16 protein-coding genes are annotated in these 15,083 nt (G+C 56.6%); 8 read left to right on the forward strand and 8 right to left on the reverse strand.

All coding sequences use genetic code 11. From position 1 onward, the window contains the following. Positions 1-11: 11 nt before the first annotated feature. The gene (locus AC1RKC_RS07075) at positions 12-416 is read right to left on the reverse strand and encodes a VOC family protein (RefSeq protein ID WP_041414313.1); all 405 of its coding nucleotides are present in this window, start codon (positions 414-416) and stop codon (positions 12-14) included. An 82-nt stretch (positions 417-498) separates the two neighbouring features. Between AC1RKC_RS07075 and AC1RKC_RS07080 the strand changes: the two genes are divergently transcribed. Further along, complete coding sequence (locus AC1RKC_RS07080; protein WP_048761291.1) at positions 499-954, forward strand: GNAT family N-acetyltransferase; 456 nt, start codon at positions 499-501, stop codon at positions 952-954. Between the two features lie 35 nt (positions 955-989). Here AC1RKC_RS07080 and pbpG read toward each other — a convergent pair whose 3' ends face one another. From pbpG to AC1RKC_RS07095, 3 genes are all read right to left on the reverse strand, one after another. Beyond that, a complete protein-coding gene (gene pbpG, locus AC1RKC_RS07085; protein WP_020825758.1) occupies positions 990-1,919 on the reverse strand; it encodes a D-alanyl-D-alanine endopeptidase in 930 nt (309 codons plus the stop codon). A gap of 162 nt (positions 1,920-2,081) precedes the next feature. Further along, the gene (locus tag AC1RKC_RS07090; RefSeq protein ID WP_046374218.1) at positions 2,082-3,185 is read right to left on the reverse strand and encodes an adenosylhomocysteinase; all 1,104 of its coding nucleotides are present in this window, start codon (positions 3,183-3,185) and stop codon (positions 2,082-2,084) included. 47 nt (positions 3,186-3,232) lie between these two features. Beyond that, positions 3,233-4,177 (reverse strand): GlxA family transcriptional regulator, encoded by a 945-nt coding sequence (locus tag AC1RKC_RS07095; protein ID WP_041415257.1) that lies wholly within the window; start codon positions 4,175-4,177, stop codon positions 3,233-3,235. A 91-nt stretch (positions 4,178-4,268) separates the two neighbouring features. On the opposite strand from AC1RKC_RS07095, the gene AC1RKC_RS07100 reads away from it, so the two are divergent. Both AC1RKC_RS07100 and AC1RKC_RS07105 read left to right on the forward strand, forming a co-directional pair. Further along, a complete protein-coding gene (locus AC1RKC_RS07100) occupies positions 4,269-4,949 on the forward strand; it encodes a DJ-1/PfpI family protein (RefSeq protein WP_104410909.1) in 681 nt (226 codons plus the stop codon). Positions 4,950-4,999: 50 nt separating this feature from the next. Next, positions 5,000-5,563 (forward strand): DedA family protein, encoded by a 564-nt coding sequence (locus AC1RKC_RS07105; protein WP_020825754.1) that lies wholly within the window; start codon positions 5,000-5,002, stop codon positions 5,561-5,563. A gap of 2 nt (positions 5,564-5,565) precedes the next feature. Here the strand turns inward: AC1RKC_RS07105 and AC1RKC_RS07110 are convergent, their stop codons facing one another. Together AC1RKC_RS07110 and AC1RKC_RS07115 are read right to left on the reverse strand one after the other, a co-directional pair. Continuing rightward, a complete protein-coding gene (locus AC1RKC_RS07110; RefSeq protein WP_048761285.1) occupies positions 5,566-6,192 on the reverse strand; it encodes a LysE family translocator in 627 nt (208 codons plus the stop codon). A 75-nt stretch (positions 6,193-6,267) separates the two neighbouring features. After that, complete coding sequence (locus AC1RKC_RS07115; RefSeq protein WP_020825752.1) at positions 6,268-7,161, reverse strand: LysR family transcriptional regulator; 894 nt, start codon at positions 7,159-7,161, stop codon at positions 6,268-6,270. Positions 7,162-7,289: 128 nt separating this feature from the next. Here AC1RKC_RS07115 and AC1RKC_RS07120 point away from each other — a divergent pair, with 128 nt between their 5' ends. Both AC1RKC_RS07120 and ansP read left to right on the forward strand, forming a co-directional pair. Further along, on the forward strand, positions 7,290-7,727 hold the full coding sequence (locus AC1RKC_RS07120; protein ID WP_261278964.1) for a PACE efflux transporter: 438 nt from the start codon (positions 7,290-7,292) through the stop codon (positions 7,725-7,727). Between the two features lie 446 nt (positions 7,728-8,173). Further along, on the forward strand, positions 8,174-9,637 hold the full coding sequence (gene ansP / locus AC1RKC_RS07125; protein WP_046374222.1) for an L-asparagine permease: 1,464 nt from the start codon (positions 8,174-8,176) through the stop codon (positions 9,635-9,637). Positions 9,638-9,792: 155 nt separating this feature from the next. On the opposite strand, the gene AC1RKC_RS07130 is transcribed toward ansP, so the two are convergent. Beyond that, positions 9,793-10,572, reverse strand: coding sequence for a HalD/BesD family halogenase (locus AC1RKC_RS07130; RefSeq protein ID WP_349525960.1), 780 nt, complete (start codon positions 10,570-10,572; stop codon positions 9,793-9,795). Positions 10,573-10,685: 113 nt separating this feature from the next. Between AC1RKC_RS07130 and AC1RKC_RS07135 the strand changes: the two genes are divergently transcribed. Next, positions 10,686-11,588: a LysR substrate-binding domain-containing protein gene (locus AC1RKC_RS07135; protein WP_258090050.1), complete on the forward strand. Its 903-nt coding sequence runs from the start codon at positions 10,686-10,688 to the stop codon at positions 11,586-11,588. 15 nt (positions 11,589-11,603) lie between these two features. Here AC1RKC_RS07135 and AC1RKC_RS07140 read toward each other — a convergent pair whose 3' ends face one another. Then, the gene (locus AC1RKC_RS07140) at positions 11,604-12,458 is read right to left on the reverse strand and encodes an ATP-grasp fold amidoligase family protein (RefSeq protein ID WP_493091755.1); all 855 of its coding nucleotides are present in this window, start codon (positions 12,456-12,458) and stop codon (positions 11,604-11,606) included. Between the two features lie 154 nt (positions 12,459-12,612). Between AC1RKC_RS07140 and AC1RKC_RS07145 the strand changes: the two genes are divergently transcribed. Together AC1RKC_RS07145 and AC1RKC_RS07150 are read left to right on the forward strand one after the other, a co-directional pair. After that, positions 12,613-13,905, forward strand: a complete 1,293-nt coding sequence (locus tag AC1RKC_RS07145; protein ID WP_020825746.1) for an oligosaccharide flippase family protein — start codon at positions 12,613-12,615, stop codon at positions 13,903-13,905. Between the two features lie 97 nt (positions 13,906-14,002). After that, positions 14,003-15,046 (forward strand): NAD(P)/FAD-dependent oxidoreductase, encoded by a 1,044-nt coding sequence (locus tag AC1RKC_RS07150; protein WP_115059557.1) that lies wholly within the window; start codon positions 14,003-14,005, stop codon positions 15,044-15,046. Positions 15,047-15,083 lie beyond the last annotated feature (37 nt).

Below are 15,083 nucleotides of genomic sequence, written 5' to 3' on the forward strand. Positions count from 1 at the left end.
GTGCGGGTATCTCAGCCGGCATCACCGGCAGGCACGTTCAGTTGCCAGGACAGGCCAAAGCGGTCGTTCAACCACCCGAAGCGCGCGCTGAAACCATAATCATCAATCGGCATAAGCACCTCGCCGCCCTCTGCCAAGCGGGCGAAGATCCTTTCAAGCTCCGCCTCGGTGGCCAAGTTCACGTGAAGCGAGACCGCCGGGGTAAAGCTGAAGTCATGGCTGACCGGGCTGTCAATAAACACCAGATTATGCCGATCAAAATCGATGGTAGCCTGCTTGATCCGTCGCGGCCCGCCATCGCGCTCATCAAAATGCAGCAGTTGCTGAACCTGGAAACCGGCAAACAGTTCGCTATAAAGATCTATCGCCTGTTGGGCCTGGCCCTGAAACATGACAAAGGTAGAAACGTGGCTCATGGGATGCTGCCCTCGCGTGCAATATGGTATTAATTGATGATAGCGGATGGATACGCCTTCACGGCGATTGAAAGGAGGAAATATGACCGTCATCCACCGTCAGGCCCAATTGAGCGATCTTGCCGGCCTGCAGGCGCTGTACAGGGAGTTACGCCCGCAGGATCAGCCACTGCGTCCGGATAATGCCCAGCGTACTTTGCAACGCCTGCTGGACAACCCGTCGATTCGTCTGGTGGTCAGCGTGGTCGATGACCAACCGGTGGCGACCTGCATGCTGGCGATGGTGCCGGGGCTAGTGAATCAGGGGCAACCCTTCGGCATCATTGAGCACGTGGTCACTGCTCAGGCGTATCGCGGACAAGGTATTGCTTTAGCGATGCTTGAATACGCATTGCAACTGGCATGGCGGAAAGGTTGCTACAAAGTGATGCTGCTCTCCGGTCAACAGCGCACCGGGGCACATCAGCTGTATCTGCGCGCCGGGTTCGACGGCGATCGGGAGCGGGGTTTTGTGATCCGGCGTCCTGAGGGACGGTAACGGCCTGCGAACAGCTCCGCAGGCCACAGCATCGATTATTCGGTTTCGTTCTTCGCCAGACGGGCGTCTTTCTGACGACGGTAGTCACGGGCAGCTGCAGGGATTGGCGTCACCTTACCGGTTTCGATCCAACTGCGCAGGCGGTTGGCATCGGCGAAGTGGGTATACTTGCCAAAGGCGTCCAGCACCACCAGCGACACGGAATGACTGCCGATCATGGTGCGCATCGCCAGGCAGTGTCCCGCTTCGTTAGTGAAGCCGGTTTTGGTCAGCTGGATGTTCCATTTCGGGTTGTATACCAGATGATTGGTATTGCGGAACGGCAGCGTATAGTTCGGATCCTTGAAGCTCGCCATGCGTTCGGTGGTGGTGCTGAGCTGGCCAATCAGCGGATATTGCTTGGTGGCGATCAACAGTTTGGTCAGGTCGCGGGCGGTAGAGACGTTTTTGATCGACAGCCCGGTCGGTTCCACATAACGCGTGTTGGTCATGCCCAGCGCCCTGGCTTTGGCGTTCATCGCTTTGATAAATGCACCGTACCCACCCGGGTAATGATGCGCCAGACTGGCAGCAGCGCGGTTTTCCGACGACATCAGCGCCAACAGCAGCATATCTTTACGGCTGATCTCACTGTTCAGCCGTACGCGCGAATAGACCCCTTTCATCTCCGGCGTCTGGTGAATATCCACCGACAGCATTTCATCCAGCGGCAGATGGGCGTCCAGCGTCACCATTGCCGTCATCAGCTTGGTGATGGAGGCGATCGGCACCACTTCATCCGGGTTGCGGGCATACATCACCTTGTGGGTCTGCATATCCACCACCATGGCGCTGCCGGAAGCCAGCTCAGGCTGGGCGGCCCGGGTGACGGCGTTATTTTCGCTGGCCAGCGCGCGCGGCGCGAAGCCTGCCCCTGCCTGCAAAGCGAGCAGGGCTAGTACCAAAACACGTTTTTTCACATGCATTACTCTGTCACTGAAGAAGATGAAGGTCTTATTTGGCCGAATTATATGTGAGGGTTCTCCCATTGGCACTGGGATTATGTCAGCCGATTTGTGACAAATTCTGTCGGAGAGATAATTGCGCAAACCGCGAGCGCTCTGGGATGAACGCCCGCGTTGAAAAAGTTACAGTGCCGGTTGCCAGGCCGACTGCGGCAACAGGTACAACCCAGGGGCCTGGCGTGCGCCGTCCCCGACGATATGGCCAATGCCTGCCGCCATCACCGCCAGCGTCACATCGAAGGCATTCAGGCTGTCGCCGTAGCCCGCCGTCAGATTGAACATTGAACCGTTGGCCAACAAGTACAACTGTTTGTCGCCAAGTTGGTAGGCATTCACAAACGGCATAGGCTCGCTGTGCGGCAGGTTCTGCAGGAAACCGACGTCAATTTCCGCCGTTACATGGCCGACGTTGAGGATGAACACCCCGTCTTTCGCCTGTTGCAGATGCTGCGCTGACAGCACGTTTTTTGCCCCGGTTGCCGTGGCAATTACATCGGCCTGGCCGACCGCGCTGGCCAAATCAACGACCGCCCAGCCGTCATAACGCGCCTGCAGCGCACGCGCCGGATCGATTTCCGCCACGATCACCTGGCCGCCGTAAGCTTTCGCCGCTGCCGCAACGCCCTGCCCAACCAAACCATAGCCAATCACCAGCACGCATTTCTCATGCAGCGTCAAATGGGTGGTCTGGAAGAAGGTGTGCCAGGCGGTCAAGCCGACCATGTGACGGTTATGCAGCCCTTCTTTTACCGGCAAATCGTCCCAGTTAAAAATAGGATAGCGCGGTGCCATACCGTTCAGTCGACTGATGCCGGAACCTGTCGCTTCCAGCCCGGCGATAATCTGCGGGCCGTCGGCAGACTGGTGCAGACGGGTAGTCAGATCCGCCCCCATTTCGCACAGGTGGGTAGGCCCCCAGGCCAGCGCGCGGTCAAACGATGCCGACCAATCGGCGTCGCTCATGTCGCGCCAGGCGTGAGCCTGTGCCCCACGGCGTTCCAGCCAGGCGACCACGTCATCCTGCACCGTGGTCGGGTTGCAGGTGGTCAGATAGATGGCAGCGCCCTTATCCAACAGACCCGCCACCAGCGGGGCCATTTTCAGATCCAGGTGCATATTGCACGCCAGACGCACGCCGCTTAAATCCGGCAGTGCAGCAACGGCCGCCCGGGTACGCGGCATGTGGCGCATCGCCCAGTTCAGCTCACTTTCAAAATCCTGATACATCTGTCGCTCCTCTACTGCGCCGCGCCACCGGGGCACGGCAGAATGATTTAACCACTGCGGCTCAGGCGCTTTATCGCCTGTGGCGACAGGCCAAACAGACGGATGAAGGCCCGCCGCATTCGCTCCGGGTCACTGAACCCGACGGCGCGGGCGATGCTCTCCAGCGCTTCGTGACCTTCTTCAATCCTGACCCTGGCGGCCTCGACTCGCAATTGTTCAATCACCTTGGCCGGCGTCTGACCGGTTTCGGCGCGGAACAAGCGGCCAAACTGCCGCTCGCTCAGACAGGCGGCGTCCGCCAGATCGCCCACCGTCAGCGGATGATGGAGGTGTTCACGAGCATAAGAGAGCGCGTTGCGAATGCGATCTGAAGACGGGTTGAGTTCCAGCAGCAAGGAATACTGCGACTGCCCGCCCGGACGGCGGTGATACACCACCAGTTGCCGCGCAACGCTGGCCGCCAATGCGCTGCCGAGATCTTCCTCGACCATCGCCAGCGCCAAATCGATACCGGCAGTGATGCCCGCCGAAGTCCAGATCGCACCGTCGCGGATATAAATACGATTGCTGTCGACGCGGATACGCGGATAACTCTGTTGCAGCCGTGCGGCATGGTACCAATGAGTAGTCGCGCGCTTGCCGTCCAGCAACCCGGCCGCCGCCAGTATAAATGCGCCGGTGCACACGCTGGCCATGCGCCGTGCCTGCCGGCTTTGCCGGTGCAGAAACGCCAATAGCCCCGCCGACTGGGTGGCGACGACGTTGCCGCTGCCTCCGGCAATCAATAGCGTATCAAGGCGATGTTCGCCAAACGGCTGAGTAAGCACTTCCACACCCGAAGAGCTCACCACGCTGCCGCCCCGCTCCGAGAGCGGCAGACACCGGTAGGCCTGGGTCGCCGTAAACTGGTTGGCATTATCAAAGGCCGCCAGTGGCCCGGCGAAGTCGAGCAGATTAAAGCCGGGGAAGACCACAAAGCCGATATTTTTCATCATGGCGCTTTTTGAGGGTTATCCGTCATATCAGCCAAAAACAGGGTCGCTATTATGACCCAAAGCAAATGACAAAACTGAGGCGAATATCATGTCTGAACCATTAGTGATTGTTTTTCCGATCTATCAGGGCGTCACCCAGTTGGACTTTACCGGGCCACTGCAGTTCTTGCGACACATGCCGGGGGCCGAAATTGTCGTGGCCTCCGTCGGTGGCGCAGATATCAGCGCCGAAGGATTGCACTTTACCCAGTTGCAGAAGCTGGAAGAAGTCACGCGCTGCGACGTGCTGTGCGTACCGGGCGGCGCCGGCTGCACCCAGGCGCTGGAAAACGACGCCTTCATGAGCCAGATCCGCCGTCTGGGACTTGATGCCCGCTATCTGACCTCCGTGTGTACCGGTTCGCTGATCCTGGCCGCTGCCGGTTTGCTGCAAGGCAAACGCGCCGCCTGTCACTGGAGCATGCGCGAAAGCCTGGCGCTGTTCGGTGCCCTCCCCAGTCATGCCCGGGTAGAACGTGACGGTAACGTCATCAGCGGCGGCGGCGTGACTGCCGGCATCGATTTCGCCCTGGCATTAATCGCCGAATTGCACGATGAGGAAACCGCGCAAATGATCCAACTGTATCTGGAATATGCGCCGGCACCGCCTTTCCAGGGAGGAACGCCGGAACTGGCGCCGGCGCATGTCCTGGCCCGGGTTCAGGCGCAAATGGCCGACAGTTTGCGGCAACGTCGAGCGTTGGTGGCGCAGATTGCCGCCCGCGGCTAGCGCACAGGGCGTATACTTCACCTTATGTGTTAAAGACATAGGGGATCAGAATGGCGGATTTAGCCCACTACATTACGGACTACGGTTATTGGGCGCTGTTTATCGGCTGTCTGGCCGAAGGCGAAACCATCACGCTGCTGGGCGGCATTGCGGCACATCAGGGACTGTTACATCTGCCCTGGGTTATTGCGGTGGTGGCGTTGGGCGGCACGCTGGGGGATCAACTGCTGTTTTTCCTGGGCCGTCGCTTCGGCGGACGGGTCATTTCACGCATGAAAAGCCAGGAAAAACGCATCGAACGCGCCAGAAAGCTGATCGCACGCCACCCAATGCTGTTCGTGATTGGCGTACGTTTTATGTATGGCTTCCGCATTATCGGCCCGGTTCTGATCGGCGCCAGCAAGCTGCCGCCGTCACGCTTTGTACCACTGAACATTCTGGGCGCCATCCTGTGGGCGACAATCTTTGTGCTGCTGGGCTATTTTGGTGGCGAGGCGATCGGCCGCTTTATCTCGGGCTTCGATAAAAGACTCACCAGCGTGCTGTTCTGCGCGCTGGTGATCGCCGCCATTCTGCTAGTACGGTTTTGGTGGCGCCGTCGGCATGCCGATTAAGCTTATCGGTTCAGCATCAGTTTCACACCGAGCAAGGCCAACACTCCGCCGCCTACCCGATCGAACCAGGCTTTAAAACGCAGGTAGGCGCGACGCGGACGTGGTGATGACAACACAAAGGCCACGAAGGCATACCAGAGGACGTCAACCGTCAGGGCGATCACCGGCAGAATAATGTACATCAGCGGCGAGATTTTATGGCTGAGCAAGGCGGCAAACACGCTGCCGAACACGATGGCGGTGTTCGGGTTGCTCAACTGGGTCAATAGCCCCGTGGTGAAGGCCTTGCGAAGGCCCAGAGACTGCGCGCCGACGGCCTCCACGTTCAACGGTTGACTCGCCCCACGCAGCATTTTGAACGCCAGGTAGACCAGGTAAGCGCCCCCCAGCACTTTCAGCGTGGAGTACAGCCATGGCAATGCCAACAGCAATGACTGAAGCCCCAACAGAGCCACCAGTGCAAAAATAAAGCAGCCGACGCCCATACCCAGCGCCACTGCCATACCGTCGCGGCGCGACGATGCCACGGCCGTACGCGCCACCAGAATAAAGCTTTGTCCCGGACTCATTGCCCCCAGCGCAATGGCGCCAGTAATGCTCAATACCGATAATGCCGTCTCGCTGATCATGCTTTCCGCCCCTTCGTAAATGCCACGGTTCAAAGTAGCTCAGCGATGAAAACAAAAGCAATACGGCCGCCGGGATTATTCCGCCTGCGACGCGTCGCGCATCAGGGCCACCAGTTCGCGGGCGGCCTTATCCAACGGTCGGCTTTTCAGCCAGACAAGGTGTATCGGCAATCGCAGCTCATTTTTGGTGTTTTTAAATTTCAGCCTGATCAACCGCCCCTGAGCTAACAATGGTGCGGTCAGCGATAGCGGGAAATTGCCCCAGCCCAAACCCGCCTCGACCATGTTCAGCGCCATCGGCAGGCTGTCGGTGCGCCAGTAAGATTCCGCCACCCGCGGCCGCAGATCGGCGATCGGCAAATCACGGCTGGCCACCATTATCTGCCGCACGTTGACCAAATCCTCGAGGAACAGCTCATCCGGCGCCCCCTGCAACGCCGGGTGCCGTGGCGAAAGCATGGCAACCAGCGATTCCGCGCCGACGAAGTGAAACTGTTCCTGGCTGTTGATGTTAAGTCCGCCAAATGCCAGGCAAACGTCGACTCGCTCCTGATGCAGCATATGCACCACGTCATCCTGCGGAGCGGTCAGCACTTCAATATTCAGCAGCGGATAGCGCTCCGCCAGCGTGTTGATCGCCGTCAGCAGGCCGCTGCTGTTGATGTCCGAGGCAACGCCAATCGACAAGGTGCTCTCCAGCCCTTGCGACAGTTCGATAGCGTGGTTCTGCAACTGCTTAAGCTGTTCGGCTATCAGTCGCGCATGGGGTGCCAGGGCCAATGCCAACGCGGTCGGCACCGGCTCGCGGTGCGAACGATCAAACAGTTGAAACCCCAGTTCCGCCTCCATATTGGCGATCCCCATACTCACCGCCGAAGGTACGCGGCGCAGCGATCGGGCCGCGGCGGAAAACGAACCGCGATCCAGTACCGCCAGAAATAGCTCAATATTGTCGCTGGAAAAATTCATTGCGCCTTCCTGTCAGTAAAACTGACAGCTCCTGACTTTTTCTATCAATGTAGTTGACGTTATCTTACCCGCCAGACGGCAAAAGGTCACTCGACCACAAAGCCAAGAAATCAGTCAGGAGATGAGTAATGCAAGGCGTTAAACGCAAACTGGTGTATGTCACCGCCTATGAAATTATCGGCATGACGATCTCAGCGCTCGGGCTGGCGCTGCTTTCCGGCAGCGCCCCCAGCAGCACCGGGCCGCTGGCGGTGATCATTACCACTATCGCCGTCACCTGGAACTTCATCTACAACTCGCTGTTTGAGCTGTGGGAAAGTCGCCAGGCCTCACGCGGCCGTACGCTTAAACGCCGTATTCTGCACGCCATAGGCTTTCAATTAACGTTAGTGGTTTACCTGATCCCGCTGATTGCCTGGTGGATGGGAATTACGCTGTGGCAGGCGCTGCTGCTGGATATGGCCCTGATAGTGATTATCCCGTGCTACACCTTTGTGTTTAACTGGGTGTTCGACAAGGTATTCGGCCTGCCGACTTCGGCTCTGCCGGCCGGTGAATCCGCCTAAAAATCGGCCAAATATCTCCGTTTATTATCTCCCGCCTGCGGACAATATCATCACAGGTTGGGAGGTCTTATTATCCCCTCCTTTCATCTCACCCATTAATAAGAAAAATTCCCTGTAGTTTGCACGGTAATTATTATTATGTGATTTTAATCACTTTTTATTCCTCGATATTTCCGTCTTGATAAAATCAACCATCTTATTGAATAATATATTCTTTTATATATAGAACAAAAAACAAACACACTTGTTCACGATTTATACGCAGGATTTTTTGCCACATTTACTGAGAAAAGGTAGCATGCTTCGCCGTTATTTCGTGGCGGCTTGTATACACAATAAACAGCAGAATGATGCCATGACCTCATTCTCATAACGATTGTCCATAGCAATCGTTTGCTCTGAAGCCAGAGCAGGGTAATTCCATAGACAGGTAAACAGGACGGATAATGCAATCAAATAAAAAGTCTGCGCATGACAAGCACGCAGCCAGAAGACGATGGTTAGACTCCCATGAATCCGGTTATCACAAAAGCATGGGCAATCGACAAATACAGATGATCGCTATCGGCGGTTCAATCGGTACCGGCTTGTTCCTCGGTACCGGTGGCCGTCTGGAATTGGCCGGCCCGGCACTGGCGCTGGTATATCTGGTGTGCGGTATATTCTCTTTCTTCATTCTGCGCGCATTGGGCGAATTGGTTCTGCACCGCCCGTCCAGCGGCAGCTTCGTGTCTTATGCCCGTGAGTTTCTCGGCGAAAAAGCCTCTTACGTCGCCGGGTGGATGTATTTCCTCAACTGGGCGATGACCGGCATCGTCGATATCACCGCGGTGGCGCTGTACATGCACTACTGGGGCACCTTCGCCGACGTCCCACAATGGCTGTTCGCGCTCTGCGCCCTCGGCGTGGTTGCCACCATGAACATGATCGGCGTGAAGTGGTTCGCCGAAATGGAGTTCTGGTTCGCCCTGATTAAAGTCGTCGCCATCGCATTGTTCCTGGTGGTGGGGGTCGTGTTCCTCGGCACCGGTACCCCGGTGGCCGGCAACACCACCGGCCTGCACCTGATTACCGAAAACGGCGGCATGTTCCCGCACGGGCTGCTGCCAGCGCTGGTGTTAGTGCAGGGTGTTATTTTCGCCTTCGCCGGGATTGAGCTGATCGGCACCGCCGCCGGTGAGTGTAAGGATCCGGCCAAAATGATGCCAAAAGCGATCAACAGCGTGATCTGGCGCATTGGCCTGTTCTACGTCGGTTCGGTGGTACTGTTGGTGCTGCTGCTGCCGTGGAACGCCTACCAGGCGGGCCAAAGCCCGTTCGTTACCTTCTTCAGCAAGCTGGGCGTGCCTTATATCGGCACCATCATGAATATCGTGGTGCTGACCGCAGCACTCTCCAGCCTCAACTCCGGCCTGTACTCCACCGGTCGTATCCTGCGTTCACTGTCGATGGGCGGGTCAGCGCCGAAATTCATGGCCAAAATGAGCAGCCAGCAAGTGCCCTACGCCGGCATTCTGGTGACCTGCGGCATCTATGTGATTGGCGTTTTGCTGAACTATCTGGTGCCTTCGCGGGTGTTTGAGATCGTGCTGAACATCGCTTCGCTGGGCATTATCGCCTCATGGGCGTTTATCATCGTGTGCCAGATGCGTTTGCGTAAAGCCGTACGCGAAGGCCGCGCCCAGCCGGTATCCTTCAGAATGCCCGGCGCGCCCTTCACCTCTTGGCTAACGCTGGCATTCCTGCTGGCGGTCGTCATCATGATGGCGTTCGACTACCCGAACGGCACCTGGACTATCGCCACCATTCCGGTGCTGGCGGTGCTGCTGACGCTGGGCTGGTTCGGCCTGCGCAAGCGGGCTCAGGAAGTGAAGCTGGAACAGCAGGCTCACGAAGAAGCCCACCACTGAGTCTCTTAACTGCCCCTTTCGGGGCAGTTATTCGTAGTAGGGGCGCTGCATGCCGCGCCCTACCGCATAATCAATCGGTTAAATCGGGTCGAACATGTTCGCCCCCTATCGGTTAACCCTTATGCGGGCTTGTCAGCCCCCTGAATTTTTTATTCTTAGAGTCGGCCGTAAAAGGTCATTCTGGCGCTCTCCGACAGCGCGATATCCGGCTGGGCATTGTAGGCCAGCACCACCAGCATGCGGGTGGTATCGCCTTCGGTTGGCGTGACGCGGTGCATGGCATTGCGTCCCCGGAACAGCACCAAATCCCCCTCTTCGATCGCCAAGGTCTTAACCGCCCGTTCGCCGTCCAATACCTGCGACACGCCAGCGTAATTCATCTCCCCACGATCGGCATCCCGCAGGTTTTCCACGTACTCGAATTGCCCACCGGCGCGCGGTTTCTGGATCAGCAGCGTGATGGCAAACGACGAATTGTCAAAATGCCAGCCCAGCTCCTGCCCGCGATGGGCATAATGCAGATTGATTGAAGACAGCCGATCGGCGTAAGGATACAGCTGTTGTTCTTGCAGTACCGCACAGAGGAAATCGCGGAAGGATTGCGCATCGTACAGCGTACGCAGCGGCGACTGCGCCGGGATATCCTCGTCGGTAATACACCCCTTGGAAGAAACCACCAGCCGGTTGCGTGGGTGATCGGCCGGCAAGGCGTCGTCCTGCGGCTTCAGGTAGACATTGTGCTTGCTGGCGGCATAAAACGCCGCAGGGCTGTGCTCTGCCCCCTCCAAACGCACCGTCGCCAGCGCTGCGGCGGTCAAAAAGCCCGGCAGCACCAGCGTCCCTGCCGCATCCAGCGTCGCCCGGCAACGGGCCTGAAAGGCAGCATCGCCAATCGGGTTGGCGGATAAATCAATGATATGAGCAAGTTGCTGCATGCTGAACTCCTGAGGGCATAAGGGCCGGATAACCTCACTGTAGCGAATGTCGGATTGCCGTAATAACAAAAATGCGTTAAGGATGAGCTAACCAATTCTTAGCGATAGCCACCATGAACGCACCTTCCCGCAGCCGCCTGCCCAAACTGAGCGCCATTCTGGCGTTTGAAACCGCTGCCCGTACCGGCAGCCTGGCCAGAGCGGCAGACAGCCTGGCGCTGACCGCCGCCGCCGTCAGCCAGCAGATCCGCCAGCTCGAGCAGCATCTGGGCATTGTGCTGTTCATTCGCGCCAAAAGCGGCGTGACGCTGACTGAACAAGGGGCGGATTATCTGGCCTACGTGCAGCAGGCGTTTGAAACGCTGCGCGTGGCGCAACAGCATGTCGATCGCCAACGGGGCCAAGAGGCATTGACGATTTTTGCCTTGCCGGCCCTGGCGTCAAAATGGCTGAACCCGGCCATCGGCAAGTGGCTGAACCAGCATCCGCAGATGGATATTCGCCTGCACGCCACCCACGCCGAAGTCGATTTTGCCGCTTCAACGGCGGATTTTGCCCTGAGCTTTGGCGATCAGGACTATCCATTGATGGAAAAAGTGCGGCTGTTTCAGGACTGCGTGCAGCCGGTGTGTAGCCCGCAGTTACAGAGCATCGGCGACTGGACTCAACAGCCGCTGATTCAGGTGGATTGGGGAAAGGAGAGCCAGTTTCTGCCGGGCTGGCATGAGTGGTTCAGCGCCGCCGGGTTACCACCGCCGCAGCGGCGCGGCCTGACTTATAATCTGACCTCGCTGGCGATTGACGCCGCAGTTGAGGGCCACGGCGTTTTGCTCGGCCAGCAGCAGCTGATCCAGCGTGAACTGGCTCAGGGAACCCTGGTGCCGCTGGCAGAACCGACGCTACCGCTGAGCAAGCCTTACTATGTGGTCTACCCGCAACGCACGCTGGACAAACCCAAAGCCGCCGAATTTCTGGCGTGGCTGCAAAGCATCGCACCGGCGGACAGCGCGCGGTAAGCGGCGTCGCAATGTTTACCCGTCTTTGGACATCATCTCGCCCAGCAGCAGATTCGTCGCGCGCGGCAGATAAACTTCGTTGCCTGCGCCAGGCGTGAGCGTCAGTTCACCAATGTAGATCTGGTCGCGAGTGAGATAAAAATCGACGCGGCAATAATCCAGATCTGCCGAGACCGCTTTCGCCACCTGGATCATTTCATCCCAAAACGCCGGTTTCTGGTTCAGCGTATTGATCTGCGGAATGTCACCCTGGGTGAAAAAACAATGGTGGGCATATTCGTCCAAAAACTCCAGCGAAGTCGGCTCTGGCCCGCCACGTAACAACTCAACGAATAAATAAGAGTATTTGCCGTTAAACACGTGCACTTTGTAATCTATCAGCTCACCGTCGCATTCAATATCCAGCAGCTCCTCAACAATAATTTTCTGCGGAATATTAGCGTAGTGTTTTTCTCGAAATCTTTTCCAATAGGTTATTCCAGACCATTCCCTAAGAATTTTCGTAATATCCTGATAGGTGACCTTACTTTTATCTTTAACTATCTTGACCTGCTGAGAGGCATTATTGGTTTTGATAACAAATGATTGTGGCAAGGCCAGGTAGTCCCGTTCGCTAAAATTATCGGTAATCATGATAATGGGCGTTAGGTATTTATCTGAAACCCGCTGAGAAACATACTCTCTGACCGCCACCTTATCCGCTAACATACTGAAATCATTATGCGGGTAGCGCATGCGCTGATAAATCTTCTCTGAAAATGTTTTCGGGTTTTTGAAGCTAACCCAAGAGCCGTGGGCAAGATAATGGCTAACTTGGTAATAGATAAAATCGGGTGCGGCCCGATAGAGTCGTTTTGCGAGTTTTCTCATTCTTCTCTTTCTTCCATGAACATAGCATACGCAGGAATGCTTCTCACATTCCGATTATTGCATCTCAATTATAAAACCCTGCGGGGCATCCCTTACAGTGGGTAAGGGAATAATCGGACGATTCCTATTATTAGAGGCGACAGGGAAAGTACCAATGAAATTAAAATTCATAGATATCAATATTGTGAGAAATGCGTTTTGGATGATATCCGAAAAAATGGTCTCTATTCTGGGGGTCATTTTCATTACCGCCTATATGGCGAAATACATCGGCCCGGAAAGCTTCGGCAAGATAACCTTCGCTACCGCTATTTTCGCCATTACCCAAACGCTGGCGCTGCTGGGCTCCGATACCGTGCTGTTCAAGCGGATTAGCCGCAACCCAGGTTCCGGAACCGCCCTGATGTTTTCCACCAATCGGCTGCGACAGGGCTGCTTTGTGCTGCTCTCTGCGGCAATATTGATTTACACCGGGCTGCGTGAAGATTTCATTACCTTCTATTTTTGCGCCGCCACCTTTGTCGCCAGCTTCTTCTCGCTCAGAGACGTGTTCACCATTTATCACGACGCCCGGCTGGAATCACGCTTCAATACGCTGGCTAACGTAGCCGGGTTGGGCAGCGCACTGCTGGTGCGTTATCTGATTGTTTATCTTGATCTGCACCTGTATTTCCTGGCAATCCCGATCGTGATGGTTTACCTGATCCCCTACCTGATTCGCCACCATATCTACCACCGCCGTTATCCGCGTTTTGTCGCACCCAAGCGCGTGCGGCGTAAATATGTGCGCTATTTGCTCGCCAGCGGCCTGCCACTGGCAGTATCCAATGTCTCCATTGCCATTTATACCCGGCTGGCGCAGCTGTTCCTGATGTGGTTCGTCTCGGCGCAAGCGCTGGGCATTTACTCGGTTGCCATCACCCTGGCAACCGCCTGGATGTTTGTTACCGATGCGGTGATCACCTCGTTTTTCGCCAAAATCTTTGCCTATCACCGCGATGACGCAATGCGCACCGCCGCCAAACTGAATGGGCTGGTGCTGGCCATCGCCGCCGCCATCGTGGCCGGTATCGTTTTGCTTGGCAAACCGGTCATCGTGTTGCTGTACGGGGAGCAATATTTGGCAGCCTATCCGGCGATGGGCGTCTTGGCGGTTTCAACGCTGCTTTCCGCGTTGGGCACCGTAGCCTACAAATACATTGTGCTCTTCTCCGGCTATGGCTTCCTGTCGAAGAAGATGTTTCTGGTGTTTATCATCAACATTCCGCTGTCGTACTTTCTGATCCGCCAGTACGGCATGATGGGCGCCGCTTATAGCACCCTGCTGACAGAGCTGTTGTCACTGACCCTGCTTAACTACTTCTTCCGCCGTGGCGCGGTATTGCAAATGCATCTGCGTTCGCTGAACCCCTGGACCTATATCAGACGCACTCAGCACGCAGGTTGAGGTTGGTAGGCTTCGCGGAGCAAAGCACATTTATCTGCATGAAACCGTTAATTTATGGGATAGTTTGTGCCCGGTACATGCGAGGTAGAACGTGGGTATGGATCTCTCTGACAGGCATATTCTTATTGTGGGCGCAGGCATTATCGGCGCGACCATCGCTTATCATTTGGCTCGCCGTGGTGTGAAGGTCACCGTCATTGACCAACACCACCCGGCATCAGGTGCCACCGGCAGCTCTTTCGGCTGGATCCACAGCACGGTGAGTGATGATGCGCCCGATGTCCTGCTCCGCCGTACGTCCGTGGCCGACTGGCATCGGCTGGAGAAAGAAGTGCCGGAGCTTTGGCTGCATTGGGCCGGCGCACTGAGTTACGACAGCGATTCATTGGCGGCTCAGGCCCATGAAAAAATGCTTGAGCAATCCGTGATCTCCCAGCTTGAACCCGCGATGAATAATCCGCCTCCACAGGCTTATTATGCAAAACAGGATGGCGCCGTTGACCCTATCGACGCCACCCACGCCTTGCTGGATAGGGCTTGCAGCCTCGGCGCTGTATTAAAAACCCAGACGCCGGTCATCGGACTCGTCAGGGAAGGCGATGCCATTACCGGCGTTGACACCCTGCAGGGAACGTTCAACGCAGATTGTGTCGTGCTGGCCTGCGGAACGGGTATTTCCCCTTTGCTAAACGCCATTGGCATCTCACTTCCGATTAAAGCTTCGCCGGCAATTTTGCTGCGCTACAGCACGCCGGACCACGTCATCAATACCCTCATTTCAGGGGATGATATAGAAGTTCGCCATGCCCGCAACGGCGATATCCTGGCCGCTGAAGATTATCCGGCCGTTGGTGGTGCTGATGAGATGGCTTCCGACACCTTGGCGGCAATAGCCAAAAGGTTGAAAGGGACAGGATCCGCACGCCTGCTCAGCCAATCGGTGGGACAACGGCCCGTACCCGAGGACAAATGCCCCGTCATGGGGTTTATCGGTGAGGTTACTGGGCTTTATGTGGCCGTGATGCATCCGGCGGTAACCTGCGCCGCCACGGTTGGAAGGTGGGTCAGTGAAGAACTGATCGACGGTAAAAACCGGGAAATCCCCGAGCGTTATCGACCCACTCGTTTTTGCGAAAAATAGCAGGCCACGCAGTAAAACCGGGCGAAATTCAGGGTTG

This window comes from Serratia sp. GW822-FHT06E05 (assembly GCF_058799445.1).